At 31.8% G+C, this 23,132-nt stretch carries 22 protein-coding genes and 1 tRNA gene; 7 read left to right on the forward strand and 16 right to left on the reverse strand.

The annotated features are described in order from the left end of the window. The 6 genes from mraY to bshC form a co-directional block, all read right to left on the reverse strand. A complete protein-coding gene (mraY, locus tag NST10_RS04345; RefSeq protein WP_339211482.1) occupies positions 1 to 966 on the reverse strand; it encodes a phospho-N-acetylmuramoyl-pentapeptide-transferase in 966 nt (321 codons plus the stop codon). Between the two features lie 291 nt (positions 967 to 1,257). After that, complete coding sequence (locus NST10_RS04350; protein WP_001118652.1) at positions 1,258 to 3,492, reverse strand: penicillin-binding protein; 2,235 nt, start codon at positions 3,490 to 3,492, stop codon at positions 1,258 to 1,260. Further along, positions 3,473 to 3,874 (reverse strand): cell division protein FtsL, encoded by a 402-nt coding sequence (gene ftsL, locus NST10_RS04355; RefSeq protein WP_000257598.1) that lies wholly within the window; start codon positions 3,872 to 3,874, stop codon positions 3,473 to 3,475. Before ftsL ends, NST10_RS04350 begins: the two co-directional genes overlap by 20 nt. Before the next feature lie 13 nt (positions 3,875 to 3,887). Continuing rightward, positions 3,888 to 4,802 carry a 16S rRNA (cytosine(1402)-N(4))-methyltransferase RsmH gene (rsmH, locus tag NST10_RS04360; protein ID WP_001788649.1) on the reverse strand — a complete coding sequence of 305 codons (915 nt, stop codon included), beginning with the start codon at positions 4,800 to 4,802 and terminating at the stop codon, positions 3,888 to 3,890. A 36-nt stretch (positions 4,803 to 4,838) separates the two neighbouring features. Next, on the reverse strand, positions 4,839 to 5,270 hold the full coding sequence (gene mraZ, locus NST10_RS04365; RefSeq protein ID WP_000480800.1) for a division/cell wall cluster transcriptional repressor MraZ: 432 nt from the start codon (positions 5,268 to 5,270) through the stop codon (positions 4,839 to 4,841). 143 nt (positions 5,271 to 5,413) lie between these two features. After that, positions 5,414 to 7,027 (reverse strand): bacillithiol biosynthesis cysteine-adding enzyme BshC, encoded by a 1,614-nt coding sequence (bshC, locus tag NST10_RS04370; RefSeq protein WP_339211491.1) that lies wholly within the window; start codon positions 7,025 to 7,027, stop codon positions 5,414 to 5,416. A gap of 194 nt (positions 7,028 to 7,221) precedes the next feature. Here bshC and NST10_RS04375 point away from each other — a divergent pair, with 194 nt between their 5' ends. Continuing rightward, complete coding sequence (locus NST10_RS04375) at positions 7,222 to 7,662, forward strand: N-acetyltransferase (protein ID WP_001289711.1); 441 nt, start codon at positions 7,222 to 7,224, stop codon at positions 7,660 to 7,662. A gap of 107 nt (positions 7,663 to 7,769) precedes the next feature. Here NST10_RS04375 and NST10_RS04380 read toward each other — a convergent pair whose 3' ends face one another. Together NST10_RS04380 and NST10_RS04385 are read right to left on the reverse strand one after the other, a co-directional pair. Continuing rightward, entirely contained in the window at positions 7,770 to 8,465 is a 696-nt protein-coding gene (locus NST10_RS04380) for a YjjG family noncanonical pyrimidine nucleotidase (RefSeq protein WP_303661759.1), read from the reverse strand. A gap of 123 nt (positions 8,466 to 8,588) precedes the next feature. Next, a complete protein-coding gene (locus NST10_RS04385) occupies positions 8,589 to 8,723 on the reverse strand; it encodes a beta-class phenol-soluble modulin (RefSeq protein WP_000398672.1) in 135 nt (44 codons plus the stop codon). A gap of 363 nt (positions 8,724 to 9,086) precedes the next feature. On the opposite strand from NST10_RS04385, the gene NST10_RS04390 reads away from it, so the two are divergent. Then, positions 9,087 to 9,160, forward strand: a tRNA-Arg gene (locus NST10_RS04390). A 72-nt stretch (positions 9,161 to 9,232) separates the two neighbouring features. Continuing rightward, positions 9,233 to 10,800, forward strand: a protein-coding gene (locus tag NST10_RS04395) for an IS3-like element ISSau2 family transposase (RefSeq protein ID WP_094409958.1) whose coding sequence is annotated in 2 segments (ribosomal slippage) — positions 9,233 to 9,908 and positions 9,908 to 10,800 — 1,569 coding nt in all. Because the reading frame shifts where the segments join, the coding sequence is not laid out codon by codon here. Positions 10,801 to 11,284: 484 nt separating this feature from the next. Here the strand turns inward: NST10_RS04395 and NST10_RS04400 are convergent. Next, complete coding sequence (locus tag NST10_RS04400) at positions 11,285 to 11,482, reverse strand: hypothetical protein (RefSeq protein ID WP_001245800.1); 198 nt, start codon at positions 11,480 to 11,482, stop codon at positions 11,285 to 11,287. 246 nt (positions 11,483 to 11,728) lie between these two features. Between NST10_RS04400 and NST10_RS04405 the strand changes: the two genes are divergently transcribed. Next, a complete protein-coding gene (locus tag NST10_RS04405; protein WP_339211505.1) occupies positions 11,729 to 12,676 on the forward strand; it encodes a TDT family transporter in 948 nt (315 codons plus the stop codon). Between the two features lie 315 nt (positions 12,677 to 12,991). On the opposite strand, the gene NST10_RS04410 is transcribed toward NST10_RS04405, so the two are convergent. From NST10_RS04410 to argF, 4 genes are all read right to left on the reverse strand, one after another. Next, the gene (locus NST10_RS04410; protein ID WP_000149426.1) at positions 12,992 to 13,219 is read right to left on the reverse strand and encodes a hypothetical protein; all 228 of its coding nucleotides are present in this window, start codon (positions 13,217 to 13,219) and stop codon (positions 12,992 to 12,994) included. 306 nt (positions 13,220 to 13,525) lie between these two features. Next, complete coding sequence (locus NST10_RS04415; protein WP_339211508.1) at positions 13,526 to 15,082, reverse strand: YfcC family protein; 1,557 nt, start codon at positions 15,080 to 15,082, stop codon at positions 13,526 to 13,528. Between the two features lie 170 nt (positions 15,083 to 15,252). Then, entirely contained in the window at positions 15,253 to 16,185 is a 933-nt protein-coding gene (gene arcC, locus NST10_RS04420) for a carbamate kinase (protein WP_001074353.1), read from the reverse strand. A gap of 22 nt (positions 16,186 to 16,207) precedes the next feature. Further along, the gene (argF, locus tag NST10_RS04425; protein WP_000793607.1) at positions 16,208 to 17,209 is read right to left on the reverse strand and encodes an ornithine carbamoyltransferase; all 1,002 of its coding nucleotides are present in this window, start codon (positions 17,207 to 17,209) and stop codon (positions 16,208 to 16,210) included. A 429-nt stretch (positions 17,210 to 17,638) separates the two neighbouring features. On the opposite strand from argF, the gene NST10_RS04430 reads away from it, so the two are divergent. The 3 genes from NST10_RS04430 to NST10_RS04440 all read left to right on the forward strand — a co-directional run bounded on the left by NST10_RS04430 (position 17,639) and on the right by NST10_RS04440 (position 20,024). Then, positions 17,639 to 18,364 carry a superantigen-like protein SSL14 gene (locus NST10_RS04430; RefSeq protein WP_000739586.1) on the forward strand — a complete coding sequence of 242 codons (726 nt, stop codon included), beginning with the start codon at positions 17,639 to 17,641 and terminating at the stop codon, positions 18,362 to 18,364. Positions 18,365 to 18,473: 109 nt separating this feature from the next. Then, positions 18,474 to 19,199, forward strand: a complete 726-nt coding sequence (locus NST10_RS04435) for a superantigen-like protein SSL13 (RefSeq protein WP_000794663.1) — start codon at positions 18,474 to 18,476, stop codon at positions 19,197 to 19,199. A gap of 108 nt (positions 19,200 to 19,307) precedes the next feature. Then, entirely contained in the window at positions 19,308 to 20,024 is a 717-nt protein-coding gene (locus tag NST10_RS04440; protein WP_001224174.1) for a superantigen-like protein SSL12, read from the forward strand. Between the two features lie 369 nt (positions 20,025 to 20,393). Here the strand turns inward: NST10_RS04440 and NST10_RS04445 are convergent, their stop codons facing one another. The 3 genes from NST10_RS04445 to NST10_RS04455 form a co-directional block, all read right to left on the reverse strand. Then, positions 20,394 to 22,040, reverse strand: a complete 1,647-nt coding sequence (locus NST10_RS04445; RefSeq protein ID WP_000277741.1) for an IS1182-like element ISSau3 family transposase — start codon at positions 22,038 to 22,040, stop codon at positions 20,394 to 20,396. Between the two features lie 301 nt (positions 22,041 to 22,341). Then, positions 22,342 to 22,569, reverse strand: a complete 228-nt coding sequence (locus NST10_RS04450) for a hypothetical protein (protein ID WP_001801391.1) — start codon at positions 22,567 to 22,569, stop codon at positions 22,342 to 22,344. Further along, positions 22,526 to 22,672 carry a hypothetical protein gene (locus NST10_RS04455; protein ID WP_000765703.1) on the reverse strand — a complete coding sequence of 49 codons (147 nt, stop codon included), beginning with the start codon at positions 22,670 to 22,672 and terminating at the stop codon, positions 22,526 to 22,528. Before NST10_RS04455 ends, NST10_RS04450 begins: the two co-directional genes overlap by 44 nt. Between the last annotated feature and the right edge of the window lie 460 nt (positions 22,673 to 23,132).

Below are 23,132 nucleotides of genomic sequence, written 5' to 3' on the forward strand. Positions count from 1 at the left end.
TTAATGCACTCCAATCCATAAACCGATTAAACCTGAAATCAGACCAACAGCCCAAAATACTGTAACTACTTTCCATTCACTCCAACCTATCAATTCAAAATGATGATGAATCGGACTCATTTTAAATATACGCTTTCCAGTCAATTTAAAGCTAGCGACTTGTAACATAACAGATAATGTTTCAATTACGAATACTAAACCTATAAAAATTAATGATAATTCCTGATTAAGCATGATTGAAATCGTAGCAAATATACCACCTAAAGCTAAGCTACCTGTATCTCCCATAAACACTTTAGCAGGGTTAATGTTATATGGTAAAAATCCTAAAAGTGCAAACAACATAATGATACAGAAAATACCAATCGCCGTTTCTCCTAACACAAAGCTCATGATGGCATACATTGTAAATCCGATAATTGACAGTCCAGTTGCTAATCCATCTAAACCATCTGTTAAATTTACCGCATTAGAAAAACCTACTTGCCAAAAAACAATGAAAATAACATATGCAAATGATAGTGGGATTGCTACATTCGTAAATGGAATATGTATGCTCGTAGAAAAATTCGCCAAATGAAATACATTACTTAAAACAAAGAAAATAATCGCAATACCAATTTGCGCCAAAAACTTCTGTTTACTTGTTAAACCTTGGTTATTCTTTTTAACAACAATAATATAATCATCTATAAAACCAATTAACCCAAAACCAATCGTCACAAATAATAACAGTATGATTGGATTAGCTTGATCTACAAATATAATAGCCACCAAAGACGTTATCACAATACTTAATAGAAATGTTAGTCCACCCATCGTTGGTGTACCAGTCTTCTTCATATGGCTTTGTGGGCCTTCTTCTCGAATACTTTGACCAAATTTCATCCTTTTTAATGTAGGTATTAAAACAGGTACCAAAACAAATGTAATCACTAGCGCTAATAACGCATATACAAAAATCATAACTATCTCCTCTTCTTAATCCAGACTTTTTTAACCACTAATATATTATCAATTTTTCAATTAAATAAACAAAGTTGTAATCAAAATTTATAATTTTTCTTTTTTACGGCATAAGAGGCCAGTATAAAAAGTTTGCCTATAACAAACAAGTTAATCTGACCTCGTCTACCTTAAAATTCTCTATCAACACTTATTTATAAAGATTAAATGAAGATGTTGTTTTCTATCACAGCATTACTTTAGTAAAAACAAATAGTGACAATACACCCTTATTTAATGTAGCCATTCTTGTTAGTCCGACTTATCTTTGTCAGTTTTACTGTCAGATTTCTTCTTATCATCTGAATTTGAATCAGAATTATTCGTCGAATTGCTGTCTACATTCTCTGATGAAAATTCTACGTCTATTTTATCTTTTTCAGTAAGTTTTTGTCCCTTACTAATTGATTGGTGGGACACAAAACCGCTACCTTTTAAATTCACTTTAATATTTGTTAGGTTTTCAAAAGCAATGACATCTTCTTTCGTCCATCCTGACATGTCAGGCATAGTTAAGTCTCCATCTGTTAATAACAGTACTTTACTATGAGGTAAGACTTTATTCCCTGCTTTTATAGATTGCGCTTTTATTTGTGTGCCAGAACCGATAGTAACTGGTTCTAATGATTTTGCACTCACATTATCAATAGCTTTTTGTTTGTCTTGACCTTCAACATCTGGCACTTTACTATACTCTGCATTAGATGTGTCATCTTTTGATTTACCTACATTTAAATATTTCAAAGTATTTTCCATTATTGGTTTAAACGCTTTACTAACACCTAATTCATAAGCTTCTTGGTCATTTTTTTGTGCCAAGCTCATACCAGCGTATACAATAACTTTAGGATTTTTCTTCGGTGCGTCACCCATAAAACTTACGAAATATGGGTTTGGACCTTTAACGTATCCACCACCATTAGGTGCAGCGACTTGTGCTGTACCAGTCTTACCTTCGACCTCATAACCATCAATACGATAGTTTGCAGCGTGACTCTTCTTACTATTCACAACTAAATCCAATTGCTTTTCAACTTTTTCAGCAGTATCTTTTGTTATTGGTTTGCCTGCGATTTGTTTTTGACCTTTATAAAATTGTCTTTTACTAACAGGATTTTCAACGCTATTCACAAACCATGGCTTTAACATATTACCATCATTAAAGAACGCTGATTGCGCCTGTAACATTTGAACAGGTGTTACAGTTGTCGATTGACCAAATGATGACGTTTTTTGTTGTAACTCATTACTCCATCCAATTTGACCAGGTGCTTCTCCATCAAACATACCTTTAGTTGATTTTCCAAATCCAAATCGTTCATACCAAGATTTCATTTTGTCTGCACCAACTAAATCTTGTAAATGCATCATCAATGTATTAGATGAATAAGTAAATCCGAGTGACATTGGGATTTCACCCCAACCGACTCTATTCCAGTCTGAAATACGTGAACCCATAATATCTCTATGTCCAGATTTATATTTCTTATCAGGATCAAAAGCACCTTCTTGAATAGCAGCTGCTAACCCATATGATTTAAATGTTGATCCAGGCTCATATGTGTTTTGATATAGATCATTTGCCCACTTTTTACCAAAATCTTTACCAGTTTCAGGATTAAATGTTGGTCGCTGACTGTATGCTAAAATTTCTCCAGTTTTGGCATCCATGACAACCGCAAATAAATCTTTCGGCTGGTATCTTTCAACCATGCCATCTAAAGCCTCTTCAACAAATACTTGAATATTTGAATCGATTGTTAAATGGACATCATCACCACGTTTAGGCTGCTTCTCTTTTTTAGTATTTGGTGCAATATATCCCCAAATATCATGAATATATCTCAAAGATCCTTTAGATCCACTTAAATAACTATCAAAAATCTTTTCAACTCCAAGCGCACCTTTAAGTTCACCAGTATCCGGATTTTTCTGAGCTCTACCAATTAAGTGTGATGCAAAATTGCCATTTGGATAAAATCGTTCTGTTTCAGGCAATAAAGAAATACCAGGCAAATTCATTTTCTCTATTTTCAATTTGTCCTGATACGTTAAATTTGTTCCTTTGCGTCCAAATTCAATTTGGAAGGCTTTCTTTTGACTAAGTCTCTTTTCAATTTCCTCTGGCTTCATATCAATGACTGTAGATAATTTCTTTGCAGTCTCTTTTTTATCAACTACATGCCTAGGTTTTTTAGAATTGGCACTCGCCTTTTTATCTATTACTGCAACAAGTTTATATCTTTCTACATCTTCTGCTAGCACTTTACCATTACGATCATATATCTTTCCTCGTTCTGGTTGTTGTGCATTCTTAACTAAATACTTCTCATTTGCCTTCATGACTAAATCTTGACCATTAGAATGTCCAGTAATCATGATATATGAAATTCTTAAAACCAATATAAAAAAGAGCAGTCCGAATAAACCAACAAGTAGGACTGCCCCTATTTTATTTTTTTTAATTTTAATTTTTTGCTTCGCCATTACTACGCACTACCTTTACATTATCGTTCTCAAGGCTCATCCCCTGTTTCTTAGCCTTTTCGTATATGCGTTCATAAGAAGAATTCTTTTTGATTTCAGATTGTAAAGCACTGTTTTCACTTGATTGTTTATCTATTTTATAATCTAAATCTGCAATCTTTCCTCGCGTATCATACGCATCCATTTTTAAAGATAGCATATAAATACTTAACATAGCAATTACAGTAATCAAAGTTATGTATAAAACTTTTTCAAATTTAGTTAATTGTACAACCACTTTTCTCGAAACAGTCTTCTTTTCGGGCTTAGTTTGTGGTTGTTGCTTCGGTATACTATTATAAACTTGTTCGTCATATGGTTGGTACACTTTTTCTACAGCCATTATTAATTGCTCCTTATTTAAGTATTTCAGCTACACGTAATTTCGCGCTTCGTGCTCTGTTATTGTCATCTAAATCTTCTTCTGTAGCGGTAATCGGTTTACGATTAACACGCTTTAACTTAGGTGTATATGCTTCTGGTATAACTGGTAATCCTCTTGGTACCTCTGGACCTTTTTCATATTCTTGGAACACCTGTTTACATAAACGATCTTCTAAAGAATGGAAAGTGATTACCGAAATCCTGCCGTCTACTTTCACTAATTCAATCGCTTGTTCTATTGAATCTTCAAAAGCTGACAATTCATCGTTTACTGCAATTCGTAGTGCTTGAAATACTCGTTTTGCAGGATGTCCGCCTTTTCTTCTTGCTTTTGCAGGAATACCTTCTTTTATAATGTCAACTAATTCTAATGTTGTTGTTATTGGTTGTTGTTCGCGATGTGCTTCGATTCTTCGAGCTATCTGTTTTGAAAATTTCTCCTCGCCATAGCGATAAAAAATCTTCACTAACGCTTCATATGACCAATTGTTAACAATTTCATATGCTGTTAGTTCTTGTGTTTGGTCCATACGCATGTCTAATGTTGCGTCATGGTGATAACTGAATCCTCGTTCTGGAATGTCGAGTTGTGGGCTTGAAACACCCAAGTCGTAATAGATTCCATCTACTTTTTCAATGTTTAAGTCTTTTAATATTTGAGTTAATTCACGGAAGTTGCTATGAACAAAAGTCACCTTATGCAAATGATCCTTTAATACCTCTTTAGCATTATCAATTGCAGTTTGGTCTTGATCGATTGCTATTAATCTTCCGTCGTCATTTAATTGATTTAGTAAATAAAGGGCATGTCCCGCTCCACCTAGCGTACAGTCAATGTACACACCATTTTCTTTTACATTTAAATAATCAATGGTTTCGTTTAACATAACGCTGATATGATGAAACACTTCAATTCCTCCATTTTAAAAATCAAAATCTATTAAATCTTCAGCAATATCTTCGAAACTTTCTTCAGATTCTTCATAGAAATCATTCCAAGTTTCTCTATCCCAAATCTCAATACGATTTGAAACACCGATTACTGTACATTCTTTAGTTAAATTAGCGTATTTCCTCAAGTTTTGAGGGATGTTAATACGCCCTTGCTTATCAAGTTCTACTTCAACAGCACCAGAGAAGAACATACGCATAAACTTACGTGCGTCTTTTTTTGTCATAGGTAAGGTTTTCATTTTCTCTTCAATCTGTTGCCATTCGTCTAGAGTGTAACCGAATAAACATTTATCAAGGCCTCTTGTGATAATAAAACGCTCATTTAAGTCATAACGAAACTTGGACGGTATAATCATACGTCCTTTTGTATCTAATTGATGATCGTATTCTCCCATGAACATTTTTTATCACCTCACCTTATATATAATTTACCACATCTCCCCACTATCCACCACTATTTATACAAAATTTGTGAAATTTATTTTAAAAAACAAAAAAATGCCCGATTTATCATTATGATAAATCGGGCTAAACCCTTGGTATATTAAGGTTTTATAATAATATGATCAAAAGTGTAAGAAAGTGGTGGATAGGTGGAGGGCTTGAACACATCTGTCCCAAAATCATTCAAAATTTGAAGTGGATTCCATATTCTTTCTTGTAATCCTCCCATTGGATGGAGTGTTTCTTGAATTTCTCTAAATTGCTTCATACTGATGTCGTTTTCTCTTTCAATGTTTAAAAGATAACGTTTTAACAAATAATCATACTGTTGTATATGAATTTCATTATTTTTATTCACAAGGTTAATATTATTTTGATTCCCCGCCACTTCATCTAATAAGTCTTGGTATAGACGACGCTGTTGTTCTATCATACCTTCTACCTTTTCAATAAATTGATCTGATGCTTGTTCTCTAATAAACTTACTTCTTTCTCCTTCAACACCATCGACTAACACTTTTTCTAATGGAATATTGTATTTCGAAAGTAATTTTTCAATACGGTCATTTAAATAAGTAATTCTAAGCCTTGGCATCACGATAGGCATTTCAACATCAAATAGTTCAAATACATCTTTTAGTTCAGCCCAGTACTTAATTTCACTCGGCCCTCCAATAAATGCCACCGTGTTAAATAGCCATTCTTCCATTAATGGTCTTGTCACTACATTATTAGAAAATAATTCAGGTTGATTTTCCGCAATATTAATAATTTCTTCCTTTATATATTTCTTATCTGTTTTATTTAATCTAAAATGCTTACCATCATACGAAACTAATTGACGCATATTTTCATCATGTAAGAATAAATGAACATTTGTATCTGTTTGTATCATCGCCTTCAAGCCTTGATTTTGAGTACGTTTTTGTGTTGCTCTAAAAGCATCATCAAGCAACTGATGTTTTTTCAAAATCTTTTTAAACATAGGCGCTTCCATTTTTCTTAACGGCTCAAACTGCGCATCTATAAATAGAACGCCATATGCTTTAAATGTTTCATGCAGTAGTGCTTTAAACATATCAGTCCACGAGTCATATTGGTCAATAATTCTGTCACAAATCTCAAGTAGACCTTGTGTATGAACAGTTTCTTTCATATGAATGAACATCGTTTTTAAAGTTTGTTTCAACTCAGCCTTATCAGGATAATATCTAGAGACAGTCGTCTCTGGCATCTCCATTGTATGATATTTAACCTTATGCAGTGACCCATGATTTTCGTTATAAACAAATGTATGATTCACTTCATCGAAATCATGATCTTCTCCTGCAATCCAAAAAACTGGTACTACTTGTTGCTTATGTGTATCCGTTAATTCCTTAGATAAGGTAATGATTGAAAATATTTTATGGAATGTATACAATGGTCCCCCGAAAAGCCCTGCTTGTTGTCCACCAGTCACAACTTTTGAACCATTAGCTAAATGTTGTATGTTTAATTCTTGTTCACTAGAAAGCTTTAAATCATTCATATATTCACGAATAACATTCGCTAATGCCGCTTCTCTTCCATTATTTTCTTTAGACATTCTTTTTTCAAAACTAATTTGTTGAGCTGCATCATATTGAAATAATCCTGTTATTACAGGATCACTGCTCTTTATTTTTGGTATAAACTGATCTTTTTCATTTAAACTAACTACTTTACAGTCCATGTTTTTTCTCCTTAAGTACGCGATTACAAACTATAGTATAAAGTCTATACCGGTGATTGACAATTTTACGGCTTGAAAATCAATTTAATCATGGAAAATTTATAATATTCATTGTTTTACATTTTCAAATCAATGAAAAACACAAGTGGTTTAATGTATAATAATAGTAGTAAACAAATAAGGGGTAGATAAATATGAGTGAAATCAAACGTCTTGAAATTAATTACAAAACTGACGAATTATTCGAAAACTTTAGAGCGTTTGGCAACAAAGACTTATACATGGTCAATGAGTTAAACGGTCAAATGATTGACGCAAGTTCAGATTCACCATTTTATGGCATATTTGTCGGAGATCAATTAGGAGCTAGAATGGCATTACTTAAAAAAGGTGATGTCGAAGAAATCTACTTCCCAGATTTTGAAGATTATATATTATTATGGAAGTTAGAAGTATTACCAAAATATCAAAACAGAGGGTACGCTTCAGAATTGATTGATTTTGCAAAGAGTTTCAATATGCCAATTAAAGCCATTGGCAGAAATGATTCTAAGGATTTCTTTTTACATCATGGATTTACAGATGTGGAAGCTAAAAATATAGAGGGACATGATGTCTTATTGTGGAAACCATAAGATAATAATATTCGACACTACGAGAATGAAAATGCATCTTTTCGTAGTGTCTTTTTTACAATTACTTTCTTAGCTAATATAAGTAAATCATTTTCAAATTATTTGTCTTAACGTACAATTTCATTTAGTTGTTTCCATGAATTAATTTCATAATCAGGTATAATTCCTGGATTATGATCAAATCCTCTAAAATTAAACCAGCAAGTAGCTATACCCGCATTGATTCCACCTAGAATGTCAGATGTTAAAGAATCTCCAACTATAATCGAGTGCTGTCTTTCATCCTCACCAATATCATTAAAAACATAATTAAAAAATTCCGGATTAGGTTTTTGATATCCTGTTTCCTCAGATATAAATATCTTTTTAATATATTTATGCAATGGCGTCTGATTTAACCTTCTCTTTTGCGTTTCTGTTACACCATTAGTAACAATATATAGATTATGTCTTTTCGATAACTCGACAATTGTTTCTAATGTTTGATCAAAGTATTTAACTTTAGCTTCTGCTAATCCATTTCTAAATAACACATCTGCACGATGCCCATCAACTTCCATTTGATGATGTTTGAAGTAATTTACAAATCGTTCTGATAATACTTCAGACTCCGTTAATTTATTTTGTTGAAAAGCTTCCCAATGTTGGTGATTGATTTTTTTAAATGTTAAAAAATCATCCTTTGTTGCTTTATGATTAAAAACATTCGCCATATAGTAAAATGCCCATTCTTCTGCATCATAAAAATCAACAATTGTATCATCAAAGTCTATCAAAATATTTTTATATCCCAATTTCCCCATCTCCTATATTGTCTATGTATCTAAATCTTAACAGAGGCTCAAATTTCTGCAAATAAAATAAACTGAGTGCATAACATTAAAGTATGCTCACCCAGTTTATTTTAAAGAATATTAGTTATTATATTAGAATCCGAATAATTTACCTAGTAAACCTACGCCATTTTCAACGATGCTCACAATGCTTGTGCCTAATTTTGCGCCGTCATTATTAATTGCTGCAGTTACGGTATCTTTAATTGCGTTAAATAAACCTTCCATTGAAAACACTCCTTAAAATTTAAATTTGAAGATAACAAAAACGTGCGTAGCTTTTAAATCACCGAAATGTTATTCGCTCAACGTTTTGTTGTTGTTATTTTAAAATAAATTTGATGCAATTAGTTTGTTTATCCGCACAACATCTTATAATGTACTTAACTGTACTTTAAAGAGAAAAGATATACAGTTAGGCATTCAAAACTGTATTTAACACAATTAAGTTGCCTGAATTCGTATTTAAGTCTTATTGAACCTTTTTAGATAAATAGCTCTATAATAGTGAAAAATATAAACATTTTTTATTTACAAGGTATTGCTAATTTAAGTTCATTTAGATATAATAATTCTTGTGTTGTTAAACGTGTCCTGGTAGCTCAGCTGGATAGAGCAATGGCCTTCTAAGCCATCGGTCGGGGGTTCGAATCCCTCCCAGGACGTTTATAGTATTTTTATACGCATTACCAAACAAAAGAGTTTGAAATGCTCCCTTCAAAGTAGACATTGAAAAAATGAAAACTTTGAAGGGAGCTTTATTTATGTCAATAAAACCTAAAGTAGACATAGATGTACTGCTATATATGTTTCAAGAATATGAAAAAGGCGTGTCGTTTCAATACTTAATCGATACATTACAATTAGATATTAATGTCAATACTTTGTATCCTAAGTATAAATATTATAAAACCCATGGTATTGAAACACTACTTACACAAAAACAATACAATCACTATTCAAAGGAACTAAAATTAAAAGTTGTAAATGAATATTTGAATTCAAATCAATCAACCCAAGACATCGCAATCAAATACAATATTCGTAGTTCGACACAAGTCAAAAATTGGATAAAAATGTATACTGTAGGAAAAGAGATTAAGAATCAATCTCCTAAAACTGGGGTGTATATCATGAAAGCAAGAAAAACCACATTTGAAGAACGTGTAACAATTGTTGAATATTACTTGAATCATAAACAATCTTATAGAGAAGTTGCAGAACACTTTAATATCTCATACGGTCAAATTTACCAGTGGGTTCATAAGTATCAAGCACATGGTAAAAATGGATTAGTAGATGGCAGAGGCAAAGGAAAACCCAAATCTATGATGACGCCAGAAGAACAAAAAGAAGCTGAAATTCAAGCATTAAAAGCACAAAATCGATTATTAGAGATGGAAAATGACGTTTTAAAAAAGTTTCAAGCATTGGAAAGAGAGATGATTCAAAGAGAAAACAAATCACGGCATACAAAACGATCGAAGCGTTAAAACATCAATACCCTATCCAACGCTTGTGTCGTATTTTAGGCATTTCTAGAGCGAGTTATTATAAGTGGGTACATTATCAATCGAGTGAACTTGAATTAGAGAATGAACAGCTTAAGCGAGAAATAGAATCAATCTATCATAAGTATAATGGTATTTATGGCTATCGTCGCATTTATATCTATATTCGCTTAAAACTAGGTAAACAAGTAAACCGAAAGCGAATTTATCGTTTGATGAAAGAACTTAATTTAAAAGCAGTAATACGTCAAAAGCGAAAACCTTATCGACGTTCAACGCCACAAATCACATCAGAAAATAAGCTTAATCGACAATTTGACATTGATACGCCAAATAAAGTTTGGTTAACAGATGTAACAGAATTTAAAATCAAAGAAGGTAGTAAGATATATTTGAGTGCCATTTATGACTTAGGTGCTAAACGTATTGTTAGTTATGAGCTAGGCCCTTCTAACAATAATCAATTAGTATTTAAAACATTCAATCAAGCGATAGAAAAAGTAGAAAATACCAAAGGTATTTTATTTCATAGTGACCGAGGTTTTCAATATACATCGAAAACATTTAAACATATGTTGGATGAATGTGGCATGATTCAAAGTATGTCACGTGTTAGCAAATGTATCGATAACGGTCCAATGGAAGGTGTATGGGGTACAATAAAAAGTGAAATTTTTAGAGGAAATAAGCACTTTAAATTTAATAGTGTAGAAGAAGCTACAAAAACAATTCATGATTTTATTCTTTTCTTTAATCATGAAAGAATTACATTAAAAATGGCTGATTCTGTATAACAACAAAACCAACCATTAATTTTAATTATTTAATTGTCTACTAGACTGGGTGCAGTTCAGTTCCGTGATTACGGGGCTCTTTTTGTTTTGAATTTCAGTAATATAGTATGATGCGTCACCAAAACGTCCCCGCACAAGCCCAGAAAATACAGTGATAAAAACAAGCATGCATATTCGTTATAGAATTTTTTGACACACAATTGACACGCGTCTGACACTTGTTTACACATTTTTAATTAAGTAATTTTGCGCTCAAATTTCCTCTATACTGTACCTGAACTACACCAAAACTACACCAAGATTTTTAACACTCACCATTTGCATGCGTAGAGATTTTTATTATTATATTATTCCTATAGATTTTGATACTATTCAAAATTTTAGGGACTTTTCAGGGACCCGAAATCCTATAATTATAATTATATACATCTGAAAAATAACCACGTCCATCGAGACGTGGTTTTCTAATTATTTAACTCACTAATTATTCTTCATAATTTTCATCACTAAATATACCATTGGCAAATTTATAAAGTAGTTCAGCGTTTTTCAATGACATATTGTCTAATGATCTTTCATTTTTTCTCATTCTGTGTATTGTGCTTTGTGGCACTCCTGTTTGTTTTGATATATGTAAACTGCTCAAATCACTGTCTAATAGTTTTTGAATTTGATTTCTCATTTTGTACACTCCCTTGTAAATCTTCAATCATCATTTAAATTAAATAAATACTTTTCCCACATTCCATATTTAGGTAGCAAAGCATACCTCAAATATCATTAATTTTGAGATTTAAATGTCAATTATGTGTCTATCAATCCAATATACACACTCTAAAAACGTAATAGTACACTCTCTTCTTATTAATAGTCCATAGCAATCATGATATAATTAGTGAAGAAAATCACATAAGAAAGGTTGTAAATCATGAGACTTCAAAAAGCACCTCTAGTAACGTCAGGACTAGTCTTAGGATTATTAGGCCTGGGTAATCTATTAAAAGACTTATCTCTTACTTTAAACGCTATTTGCGGAATCTTTGCTTTCTTGATTTGGATTCACCTTTTATGTACTATGCTCAAATATTTTAATAATGTGAAAGAACAATTAAACAGCCCTCTAGTTTCATCTGTGTTCACAACATTTTTCATGTCTGGCTTTTTAGGTACTACTTATTTAAATACATTTTTTAGTAATATAACATTTATCAATAATTTAATAACGCCTATTTGGATTTTATGCCTTGTGGGAATTATGATGCATATGATTATTTTTTCAATTAAATATTTAAAAGATTTTTCACTTGAGAATGTTTATCCTTCATGGACTGTACTTTTTATTGGTATTGCTATCGCAGGATTGACGGCACCCGTCAGCGGATATTTTTTCATAGGTCAATTAACAGTAATATATGGCTTTGTAGCTACTTGTATTGTCTTACCTATAGTTTTCAAGCGATTAAAAGCATTTCCATTGCAGACGTCAATCAAACCGAACACATCGACAATTTGTGCACCATTTTCTTTAGTCGCTGCAGCATATGTTATAGCCTTTCCTAAAGCGAATGCTTTTATCGTAATTATACTTTTACTATTAGCTCAAATATTTTATTTTTACATCATTATACAATTGCCTAAATTACTAAAAGAACCTTTTTCGCCAGTATTTTCAGCTTTCACATTCCCTTTAGTAATCTCTGCAACTGCTTTAAAGAACAGTTTGCCTGTGCTTATGTTTCCAGTCATTTGGAAGGGCCTTTTGTTTATCGAAGTGTTATTAGCCACTGTAATAGTACTTAGAGTCTTTATAAGATATCTTCACTTCTTTTTAAAAAAGGAAAACCAAGATAAATTTCTTCGTAATGCGTCTCAGTAACACTATTACCAAGAATTTACACGCATATTTAATAACTAAAAAAGGGGCAGGTAATCTTGCCTCTTTTTAGTGTATATCAATGCCTCTTTGATTTAATATCATCTTATTTATGAACAACAATGATACCTTCTGACTAAAGCTGTAGTAACTATACTAGAACGTCTAGTTCATAAACACGTTTCACTCTATTCTTTATTTAAATAATATATAAGCAGCAAACGCCAAGGCTAATATACCAATAAAATAATTAATAAAGATTTTTATTTTAGTTTTTGTAATAGTTGACAAGTTTTATCACCTCTTAACATCGATAAATTAAACGCCGTTATTTTTCCTCTGCCTATCTTTTATCATTTCAGAAGGTACTCCGAAAATAAACATCAGAATAAATAATATAATTGGCAAATGTGGTATGTTTCCTAGCAAATACCATCTTAAATTCCAATCAAATACCATATTTGCATACGTCACAAAATATTTACTAAATAATAATACTACGCATATTCCAGTTAGTGTATCTAAAACCTTTGTCAAATGTGTCATTTATAGCCATCCTTTATTTATGCTATTTTCACAACCAAATGTATCATGTGTTACAAAAACTGTTTACAGCAAATATATATTTACCACGATAAATATAATATACCATAGATCTAACATTACATTAAAAACATATTTTAAAAATATCATTATTAAATAGAACATTGTATCAATTACTTACTAATGTTATCATTACCGCCATTATTTTCTAAATCAAAATAATAATGCACCTCGCTTAGTTTAGTATTTCTACAAACCTACGAGATGCATATAACCCAATTAGTATTTTTTATAATATAGCATTTCAAATTATGAATAAATTAGTACTTGCGTAATTAGTACTCCGCCACCGAAAATCAATACAAAAGCAACTACCGGCCATACAAATCGGAACCAATGTGAATATCGCATGTTTAACATTTGTAGTGTGGCCATAACAAGTCCAGTCGGCGCTAAGAATAACATAGCATATTGACCAAATTGATATGTCGTAACGATGACGAACCTTGGTATACCTACTGTATCAGCTAGTGGTGCAAAGATAGGCATTGATAATACCGCTAATCCAGAAGATGATGGCACGATAAAACCTAAACAGAAGAAAATAAATAGTAATACGATGATAAATAATGGTCCACTCATATGTTGAACTAAAGATGATGAAAAGTGTAAGATTGTATCTGAAATCATACCTTCATTCAACACTAAATTAATACCTCGAGCTAATCCAATAATTAAAGATACACCTACTAAACTTGATGCACCATTGACAAATGCATCTACAGTCCCTTTTTCTCCCAATCCAGATTTACCTGTCCCAGCAATAAACATTATTATAATTGTAAATATTAAAAATGCTGAAGCCATAACTGGGAACCACCAACCTTGCGTCATAACTCCCCATACCATAATTGGAAATGGTAGTACAAATAATGTAAGGATTATCTTCTTACGCAAAGTAAAATGGGCACTATCGTCATCTTTTAACACAGACCATTGCTGTTCAAAAGCATCTTTGTCTTCATAAGAATATGACGCTTTAGGATCTTTTTTAATTTTTTTACAGTACCAATATAAATAACTAATAACAAAAATCGCACCGACAATACAAGCACCTATTCTCCAATACAAACCATCCGTGAAAGTTGTACCAGCTGCATTAGAGGCAATTACAACCGAGAACGGGTTAATAGTTGAAAAGGTACTACCGACAGAGCTGGCAAGGAATATGGCACCAACAGAAACGATAGAATCGTATCCTAACGCTATAAATATAGGGACTAAAATCGGATAGAATGCGACAGCTTCTTCTTCAATACCACATAACGTCCCGCCGATAATCATTAGTATTGATACAAACACAATTAGCATAAATTCATGCCCTTTAGTTTTCTTTGTTAAAGCTAGCAATCCCGATTCAAAAGAACCACTGGCTTGAACTACGCCAATAAGTCCCCCTGATACAAGAATGAATACCATGATATCAACCGCTTCTATCGTACCTTCAACCATGCTACTTGTTATTTGTTCTGGTCCAGCTGGATGTTGCTTTAATCTTTCATAAGTATTCGGAATTGATACCGGCTTATTAATTGCACCTGATTTAAATTGTTCAATCTTAATTTTAACCCCCATTTTGTCTAGTTCCTGTTGCGTACCTGGAACCTTTTTCACTTGGTTATGAGGGTTAACTATCTTTAGTTCTTGGGATGAAGGTTCGTAAGAAAGTTTAGAATATGCACCAGCAGGAATAACCCATGTTGCTATAACTGCAACAACCGTTAAAATGAATAAAATCATAAATGCACCTGGCATTTTTAATTTAAATCGTTTTTTCTTTTCACTTTCATTAATTGTATTTTCCACGGTTTCATCTCCTTCGACATTTAACCTAGCATTTCTACCTTAAAGATTTTATAAATATAAATTAAGAAAGTGCACCCCGCATCAAAATAGAGGCATTATTTTCAGGGGTGCACATAAATAATAAAAATCATGCATTTGACATATAGTAATTGAAAAGCGTTTCAATTCAATTACTTTTTAATCACAGTACCTACTTTACCCTCTAAGGCAGCATCTAATTCATTTAATGATGTTATAAGCACACTTCCTTTTGGATTGTTTTCAATAAATGATATGGCTGCTTCAATTTTTGGTAACATACTTCCTTTTGCAAATTGATTTTCGTCTATATATCGTTTTAATTCATCAACATTTGTTGTTTTCAAAGGCTGTTGGTTTTCAGTGTTAAAATTAATATATACATAATCAATTGCAGTTAAAATAATCAATTGATCGCATTGAATATTAGCACCCAACAACGCACTTGTTTTATCTTTGTCTATAACTGCATCAATACCTTTAAAACCATCATGTTGCTCTCTAATTACTGGTATACCTCCACCACCAGCAGCAATAACGAGTGTATCATTTTTAATAAGTGTTTTAATACTCTCTAATTCAATAATAGAGATGGGTTGTGGTGAAGGAACAACACGTCTATACCCTCTTCCAGCATCTTCAACAAATGTAAATCCTTTTTCTTTTTGAATTTGTTCAGCTTCTTCTTTGTTGTAAAATAACCCAATTGGTTTTGAAGGATTGTTAAATGCCGGATCATTTTCGTCAACTTCAACTTGTGTCACTAGTGTTACCACTTGTTTATCCATTCCAATAGAATGCAATTCGTTTTGTAAGCTTTCTTGTAATTGATAGCCGATGTAAGCTTGACTCATTGCGCCACATTCAGCAAATGGAAATGCCGGACCTTGGTTGTGTTCTGCAGCATAGTTAAGTCCCAAATTAATGCTTCCAACCTGTGGCCCATTACCATGACTAATAACAATCTCATGTCCTTTTGTTATTAATCCTACTAATGATTTCGCAGTATTTTTAACAAGCTTGAGTTGTTCTTGAGGTGATTTTCCTAAAGCATTCCCACCTAATGCTACTACTATTTTCGCCATCATATTCACTTCCTTATATCATTTAAAATTCACCCAATGTAGCAACCATGACTGCTTTGATTGTATGCATTCTGTTCTCAGCTTCTTGGAATACAACTGAAGCTTTACTTTCGAATACTTCATCTGTAACTTCCATTTCTCGAATACCATATTTTTCAAAAATTTGTTGTCCAATTTTGGTATCAGCATTGTGGAAAGATGGTAAGCAATGCTCAAAAATAACATTTGGATTACCAGTTTTATCCATCATTTCTTTATTTACTTGATAAGGTTTCAATAATTCAAGTCGTTCTTTCCATACTTCATCAGGTTCACCCATTGATACCCAAACGTCAGTGTAAATTACATCCGAACCCTTTACACCTTGGTCAATATCATCTGTGATTAATATGTTGCCACCATTTTCAGCGGCAATATTTTTACAGCGATTTAATAATTCATCTGTTGGATTTAATTCTTTTGGACAAACTAAATGGAAGTTCATACCCATAATGGCAGCACCTTGCATTAATGCATTTGCAACGTTATTACGTCCATCTCCAACATATGTAAAGTTAATATCTGCATAATCTTTTTTCAAAACTTCTTTTGCTGTTAAGAAATCAGCAAGAACTTGAGTAGGATGATCTTCATCAGTTAAACCATTCCACACTGGTACGCCTGAATATTCAGCTAAAGTTTCTACTGTTCTTTGTGAAAAACCACGGTATTCAATGCCATCATACATTCCACCAAGCACACGTGCAGTATCTTTAGTTGTTTCTTTTTTACCCATTTGTGATCCAGTTGGGCCTAAATAAGTTACATTAGCACCTTGATCATGCGCTGCAACTTCAAATGCACATCGCGTTCTTGTAGAATCTTTTTCAAATAACAGTGCAATATTTTTATTTTTTAACATAGGCTTTTCAGTGCCAATATATTTAGCACGTTTTAAATCCTCGGAGAGTGTTAATAAGAATTCTACCTCTTGTCGTGAAAAGTCTAATAAAGTTAAAAAACTTCTGTTTCGTAAATTTTTCATTAATAACAACTCCTTTTATTTTAGTTACACCTAAATTGTAAGCGCATACAAAATAAACACAACCTACTATTAAAATTTGTAATATTTTATCAATAATTAAATGAACATTTTATTAATATTAAATTTAAGTAGTAGGAAATAATTAAAATAAGTACTACATTTAAAGTATAACTATTTTTCAAGTAGTTAGAAAATTCAATAAATAACTAATTTAACGCAATTAATATCATAATTAGCATCAGTTTTAATTTATTAGCACTCTTTTCATTTTATAATTGGCAATGTTCCAATGCTTAAAAATGAAAAATTTTACTTAAATCACACGTTCAACTGTTTATGTTTATTTAACATAGTGTTAGCTTTTATTTAATTCCGAATCGGTGCAATACCTTATATACTATGGGTAATTCACGCAAAGGAGATTATCATATGAAAAAGAACATCACGAACAAAATTGTTTTATCAACAGCATTGTTACTTTTAGGAACTACATCAACACAACCGCCTAAAGCACCAATCAGTTTTTCATCTGAAGCAAAAGCATACAATATAAGTGAAAACGAAACGAATATCAATGAATTAATCAAATATTACACGCAGCCACACCTTTCATTTTCTGGAAAATGGCTATGGCAAAACCCTAACGGTACCATACATGCAACATTACAAACGTGGGTTTGGTACACGCATATTCAAGTATTTGGTCCTGAAAGTTGGGGCAACATTAATCAATTAAGAGATAAATATGTAGATATTTTTGGTACCAAGGATGAGGATACTATAGAAGGCTATTGGACTTATGATGAAACCTTTACTGGAGGTGTAACACCAGCAGCTACTTCATCTGATAAGCCTTATAAATTATTTTTAAAATATAAGGATAAACAACAAACTATGATTGGTGGACTTGAGTTTTATCAAGGTAATAAACCAGTAATAACTTTAAAAGAACTAGATTTCCGCGTACGTCAAACTTTAATTAAGAACAAAAAGCTATATAATGGAGAATTTAATAAAGGTCAAATTAGGATTACAGGTGGTGGTAATCATTATACGATTGATTTGAGTAAAAAGTTAAAACTAACTGACACAAACCGTTATGTTAAAAATCCTCGACATGCAGAAATTGAAGTCATTCTTGAAAAATCTCATTAGTATCATTCATTGAGTGAATACAAATAGACTGAATGATTTAATTGATTTCTCTCTTTTTATAAACTTATTATTCCTCGCATATAACATTCCTCGTAAAGGAGATTTTCTAATGAAAAACAACCTCACAAAAAAAATTATTTTATCAATAGCATTGACTATGATAGGCACAGCTACAAGTCAATCCCCTCATTCACCGATTAGTATGTCATCTGAAGCAAAAGCATACAATATAAGTGAAAGCGAAACGAATGTAAATGAATTGACTAAATATTACACACAACGCCATTTAACATTTTCAAATAAATGGCTATGGCAAAAAGATAATGGTACAATCCATGCAACATTGTTACAGTTATCATGGTTTAGTCATATTCAAGTATTCGGCCCTGAAAGTTGGGGTAATATTAATCAATTAAGAAATAAATATGTAGATATTTTTGCTTTAAAAGATTATGAAACCTGGCGCACTTATATGTTAGCCCAAGAAACATTTACTGGCGGTGTTACACCAGTAGCAAAACCTAGCGATAAACATTATAAATTGAATGTAACATATAAAGATAAAGCAGGAACATTTATTGGCGAATATCAATTTTATACAGGTAATAAACCAGTTTTAACTTTAAAGGAAGTTGATTTCCGAATCCGCCAAACACTAATTAAAAACAAAAAATTATATAATGGTGATTATAATAAAGGCCACATTAAGATTACAGGTGGCAGCAACAACTACACAATAGATTTAAGCAAAAGATTAAAATCAACTGATGCAAATAGATATGTTAAAAACCCTCAAACTGCACACATCGAAATCCTCCTTGAAAAATCTAGCTAACATCGAAATCGAAGTAAACAGAAATAAGCACAATGTTTACATTGACGCCGTTCATTTTTAAATTTGTTAATTCTCGTATTGATGATTACGCAGAAAGGAGAAGTTCGAATGAGAAAGTGCATTATGAAAAAGTTAATTTTAATGACAACATTGTTATTATTAGGAACAACAGCTACACAAACCTCTAATTCGCCATTAAATGTTTCTACAGACGCTAAAGCTTATCATATTGGCCAAGACGAAACGAACATCAATGAGTTAATTAAATATTACACACAACTGCCTCTCACATTTTCAAATAGATGGTTATACCAATATGATGACGGCAACATTTATGTTGAATTTAAGCGTTATTCTTGGTCAGCGCATATACGATTATGGGGTGCTGAAAGTTGGGGCAACGTTAATCAATTAAGAGACCGCTATGTAGACGTGTTTGGTTTAAAAGACGAAGACACTAGCCAGTTATGGTGGGTATATCGTGATACATTTACAGGTGGTGTAACACCTGCTGCATCACCTTCTGATAAACCATATAGTCTTTTTGTCCAATACAAAGATAAACTACAAACAATTATTGGTGCACATAAGATGTACCAAGGTAATAAACCAATATTAACATTGAAAGAAATTGATTTTCGAGCACGTGAAACACTAATTAAAAATAAAATATTATATCATGAAAATCGCAATAAAGGTAAACTTAAAATCACCGGTGGCGGCAATGACTTTACAATTGATTTGAGTAAAAGATTACATTCTGATCTTGCAAATGTTTATGTTAAAAATCCTCAAAAAATAACAGTCGAAGTCCTCATTGATTAAATAAGGTCGTATGATTTATATCGTAAATACTAAGGATAAACAATATTTGAGTAATACTACAAAATGTCTCAATAGTACTTACACAATCATTAATTTAGTACACAGAATATTAAATGCGATTTGGAGTCTAATAGAAATGCCAAGTCATTCTCTGGGTTTGGGCCCGCCCCAACTTGCATTGCTTGTAGAAATTGGTAACCCAATTTCTCTATGTTGGGGCCCCACCCCAACTTACATTGTCTGTAGAATTTCTATTCGAAATTCTTTTTGTTGGGGCCCCTGTCTCTAATTTAAAGTCTTGTTATAATCGCATTTTTGTTTGGTCAATGTCTGTCTATATAATATTGTAGAGCTTGGGACATTAAGTTCTTAGGCAATGTAAAAAAGCTGATTTCTATTAATTATTTGATAGAAATCAGCTTTTTTTAAATGTATTTGATAATATACAGCTCGTCGAGCTACTATTTTCCTTATATTAAGTGCCATTAATACAAAACCTAGCTCTCGTTTAACTTTATTTATTCCTCGAACTGACATTCGAGTGAAACCCAAAATAGCCTTCATAAATCCAAAAACAGGCTCTACATCAATTTTTCTTTGACTATAGATTTTTTTCGTTTCTGGTTCAGAAAGCTTTTGATTAATTTGGGCTTTAAAGTATTCCCAATTATAATTCTTCATGATTTTCTTATTGGATTTCGAATTTGGCTTCATGCATTGTTGCCTCAAAGAACATGCTGAACAGTCATCGCATTCATATAGTTTGAAGTCACGTTTAAAACCATATCTATCATTACGGTATGCATATCTTTTAAAACCTATTCTTTTGTTATTAGGACATATAAATTCATCATTAAGTTCGTCATATTTCCAGTTTTGAGTGTTAAAAATGTCACTTTTAAACTTTCTCGTTTTATCTTTAATAAACATACCATACGTAATAAGTGGCGTTTTATTAAAATCATCTATAATAGCCATATAGTTTTGCTCACTACCATAACCTGCATCAGCTACAATATACTCCGGTAAATAACCGAAGGTATTTTGAATCATTGTTAAAAATGGAATTAAAGTTCTAGTATCTGTCGGGTTTTGAAATAGGTCATAGGATAAAACAAATTGAGAATTTGTCGCTATTTGTAAATTGTATCCTGGCTTAAGTTGGCCATTTTTCATATGGTCTTCCTTCATTCTCATAAAAGTTGCATCATGATCAGTTTTAGAAAAGCTATTTCTATCTTTAAGAATCGATTTTTGTTCTTCATATTTACTTTTTCTTTCGGAATAATCATCAAATTTCTTTTTGAACTTCTTAATCTCAGTTCTTTTTTTACGGGTCTGTTTTCTAATTTGAGTACAATCTTCGTTCTGAATAGAATGATTTAAATCTTCGATTTCTTTATCTAAATGACTACCAATTAAATCTATTTCTTCTATTGTTAAATCGCTATCTCCATCTTCTTTTATCTCTGGTATTATTTTTTCTTCAACTAAGTCACGATATAATGCTTTTGAATTTTCGTTCAATTTCGATTCGTGATTTTGAATACTTTTCTTCCACACAAATGTATACCTATTGGCATTAGCTTCTACTTTTGTACCATCAATAAAAATTGAATTATCATCAATAAGATTTTGCTTTAAACATTGACTATGAAACTGAATAAATAAAGATTCAATTAATGCATCAGTATTAGGATTTACTCTAAAACGATTAATAGTTTTATAAGAAGGTGTTTGATTTTGAGCTAACCACATCATTCGAATACTGTCATGAAGTAATTTCTCTATTCTACGACCAGAAAATACAGATTGAGTGTATGCATATAAGATAATTTTTAACATCATTTTTGGATGATAGGATGTTGCGCCACGATGATGTCTGAATTCATCGAATTCGCTATCAGGTATCGTTTCAACAATTTCATTAACATATCGTGAAATATCATTTTGAGGAATTCTAACAGAAGTTTCTATTGGTAGTGTAAGTTGGGTCATGTTATAATTTTTATACATAAGGCACCTCGTTAATTTAGTTTAGTGGTATTTATTAAATTATACGAAAGTGTCTTATTTTTTTAAAGTATTTCAAAGTAAAATTACATGTTAATACGTAGTATTAATGGCGAGACTCCTGAGGGAGCAGTGCCAGTCGAAGACCAAGGCTGAGACGGCACCCTAGGAAAGCGAAGCCATTCAATACGAAGTATTGTATAAATAGAGAACAGCAGTAAGATATTTTCTAATTGAAAATTATCTTACTGCTGTTTTTTTAGGGATTTATGTCCCAGACTCTACTCTTTATTTAATGATTTAATTATGACTGCTCTTTTAATGATGTATAATAACTATATAGTTTTATAATTGTTCTAAATCTAGCATCTTCTATTTTCGTTTTACCATTCCTCAAATCTTGTACGGTCTGATACGGCACCCCTGAATTTTTCGATATTTTGTAGCCTGATTGAGACTCAAACAAAGATTGAATAGCGTTGATAATTTCATTCAACTCTGTCATTTTTAACCCTCTTTCTTCTATTAACAATATACAATGTTGTTATTAAAACAGTCAGTGTATGAATGACTTCATTTCCTAAAAATATATTCAGCCATATAATAATTAGAAATGCGATATAAAATAGTTTCATTATAATCCCCTATCATTTTTATATTTATCACTTTCCACTTAGTTTCAACATTAAAAGCTAACCTAAGTTTAAGATTCTCTTATAACGCCTATAACTAGAAGTCTACATTTTCCCTTGTATAACATATTTTACAATGTTTTATAATATTACACTACACCCTTTTACATTTTTATACGAAATTACAATACTTTGTTAAAATTAATTCGCACAAATATTCCAAGACAATTAATTTTTCTCTATTCATAATTGATTAATTATACTAGTTAATATACAGTTAACTTTTATTTAATAGTTAATTAATTGATTTAATTCTAAGATATTTGTATTTTTATATTGTAATCGATTACATTTTAAAGTTAAATAAATACCCAGTTTTAAAGAAATTAATCAATAAAATTAGCTTTGTCTTTTCCTTGGTTCATAAAGAGTTCATTCAACTTTGACTAAGCCTCGACATTGA

It is taken from the genome of Staphylococcus sp. FSL W8-0305 (genome assembly GCF_037966415.1).
Lineage (GTDB): Bacteria > Bacillota > Bacilli > Staphylococcales > Staphylococcaceae > Staphylococcus > Staphylococcus aureus.

Coding starts and splice junctions, on each gene's coding strand:
- mraY (WP_339211482.1), bottom strand. CDS start 966: ATGATTTTTGTATATGCGTTATTAGCGCTAGTGATTACATTTGTTTTG.
- NST10_RS04350 (WP_001118652.1), bottom strand. CDS start 3,492: ATGGCGAAGCAAAAAATTAAAATTAAAAAAAATAAAATAGGGGCAGTC.
- ftsL (WP_000257598.1), bottom strand. CDS start 3,874: ATGGCTGTAGAAAAAGTGTACCAACCATATGACGAACAAGTTTATAAT.
- rsmH (WP_001788649.1), bottom strand. CDS start 4,802: ATGTTAAACGAAACCATTGATTATTTAAATGTAAAAGAAAATGGTGTG.
- mraZ (WP_000480800.1), bottom strand. CDS start 5,270: ATGTTCATGGGAGAATACGATCATCAATTAGATACAAAAGGACGTATG.
- bshC (WP_339211491.1), bottom strand. CDS start 7,027: ATGGACTGTAAAGTAGTTAGTTTAAATGAAAAAGATCAGTTTATACCA.
- NST10_RS04375 (WP_001289711.1), top strand. CDS start 7,222: ATGAGTGAAATCAAACGTCTTGAAATTAATTACAAAACTGACGAATTA.
- NST10_RS04380 (WP_303661759.1), bottom strand. CDS start 8,465: ATGGGGAAATTGGGATATAAAAATATTTTGATAGACTTTGATGATACA.
- NST10_RS04385 (WP_000398672.1), bottom strand. CDS start 8,723: ATGGAAGGTTTATTTAACGCAATTAAAGATACCGTAACTGCAGCAATT.
- NST10_RS04400 (WP_001245800.1), bottom strand. CDS start 11,482: ATGAGAAATCAAATTCAAAAACTATTAGACAGTGATTTGAGCAGTTTA.
- NST10_RS04405 (WP_339211505.1), top strand. CDS start 11,729: ATGAGACTTCAAAAAGCACCTCTAGTAACGTCAGGACTAGTCTTAGGA.
- NST10_RS04410 (WP_000149426.1), bottom strand. CDS start 13,219: ATGACACATTTGACAAAGGTTTTAGATACACTAACTGGAATATGCGTA.
- arcC (WP_001074353.1), bottom strand. CDS start 16,185: ATGGCGAAAATAGTAGTAGCATTAGGTGGGAATGCTTTAGGAAAATCA.
- argF (WP_000793607.1), bottom strand. CDS start 17,209: ATGAAAAATTTACGAAACAGAAGTTTTTTAACTTTATTAGACTTTTCA.
- NST10_RS04430 (WP_000739586.1), top strand. CDS start 17,639: ATGAAAAAGAACATCACGAACAAAATTGTTTTATCAACAGCATTGTTA.
- NST10_RS04435 (WP_000794663.1), top strand. CDS start 18,474: ATGAAAAACAACCTCACAAAAAAAATTATTTTATCAATAGCATTGACT.
- NST10_RS04440 (WP_001224174.1), top strand. CDS start 19,308: ATGAGAAAGTGCATTATGAAAAAGTTAATTTTAATGACAACATTGTTA.
- NST10_RS04445 (WP_000277741.1), bottom strand. CDS start 22,040: ATGTATAAAAATTATAACATGACCCAACTTACACTACCAATAGAAACT.
- NST10_RS04455 (WP_000765703.1), bottom strand. CDS start 22,672: ATGAAACTATTTTATATCGCATTTCTAATTATTATATGGCTGAATATA.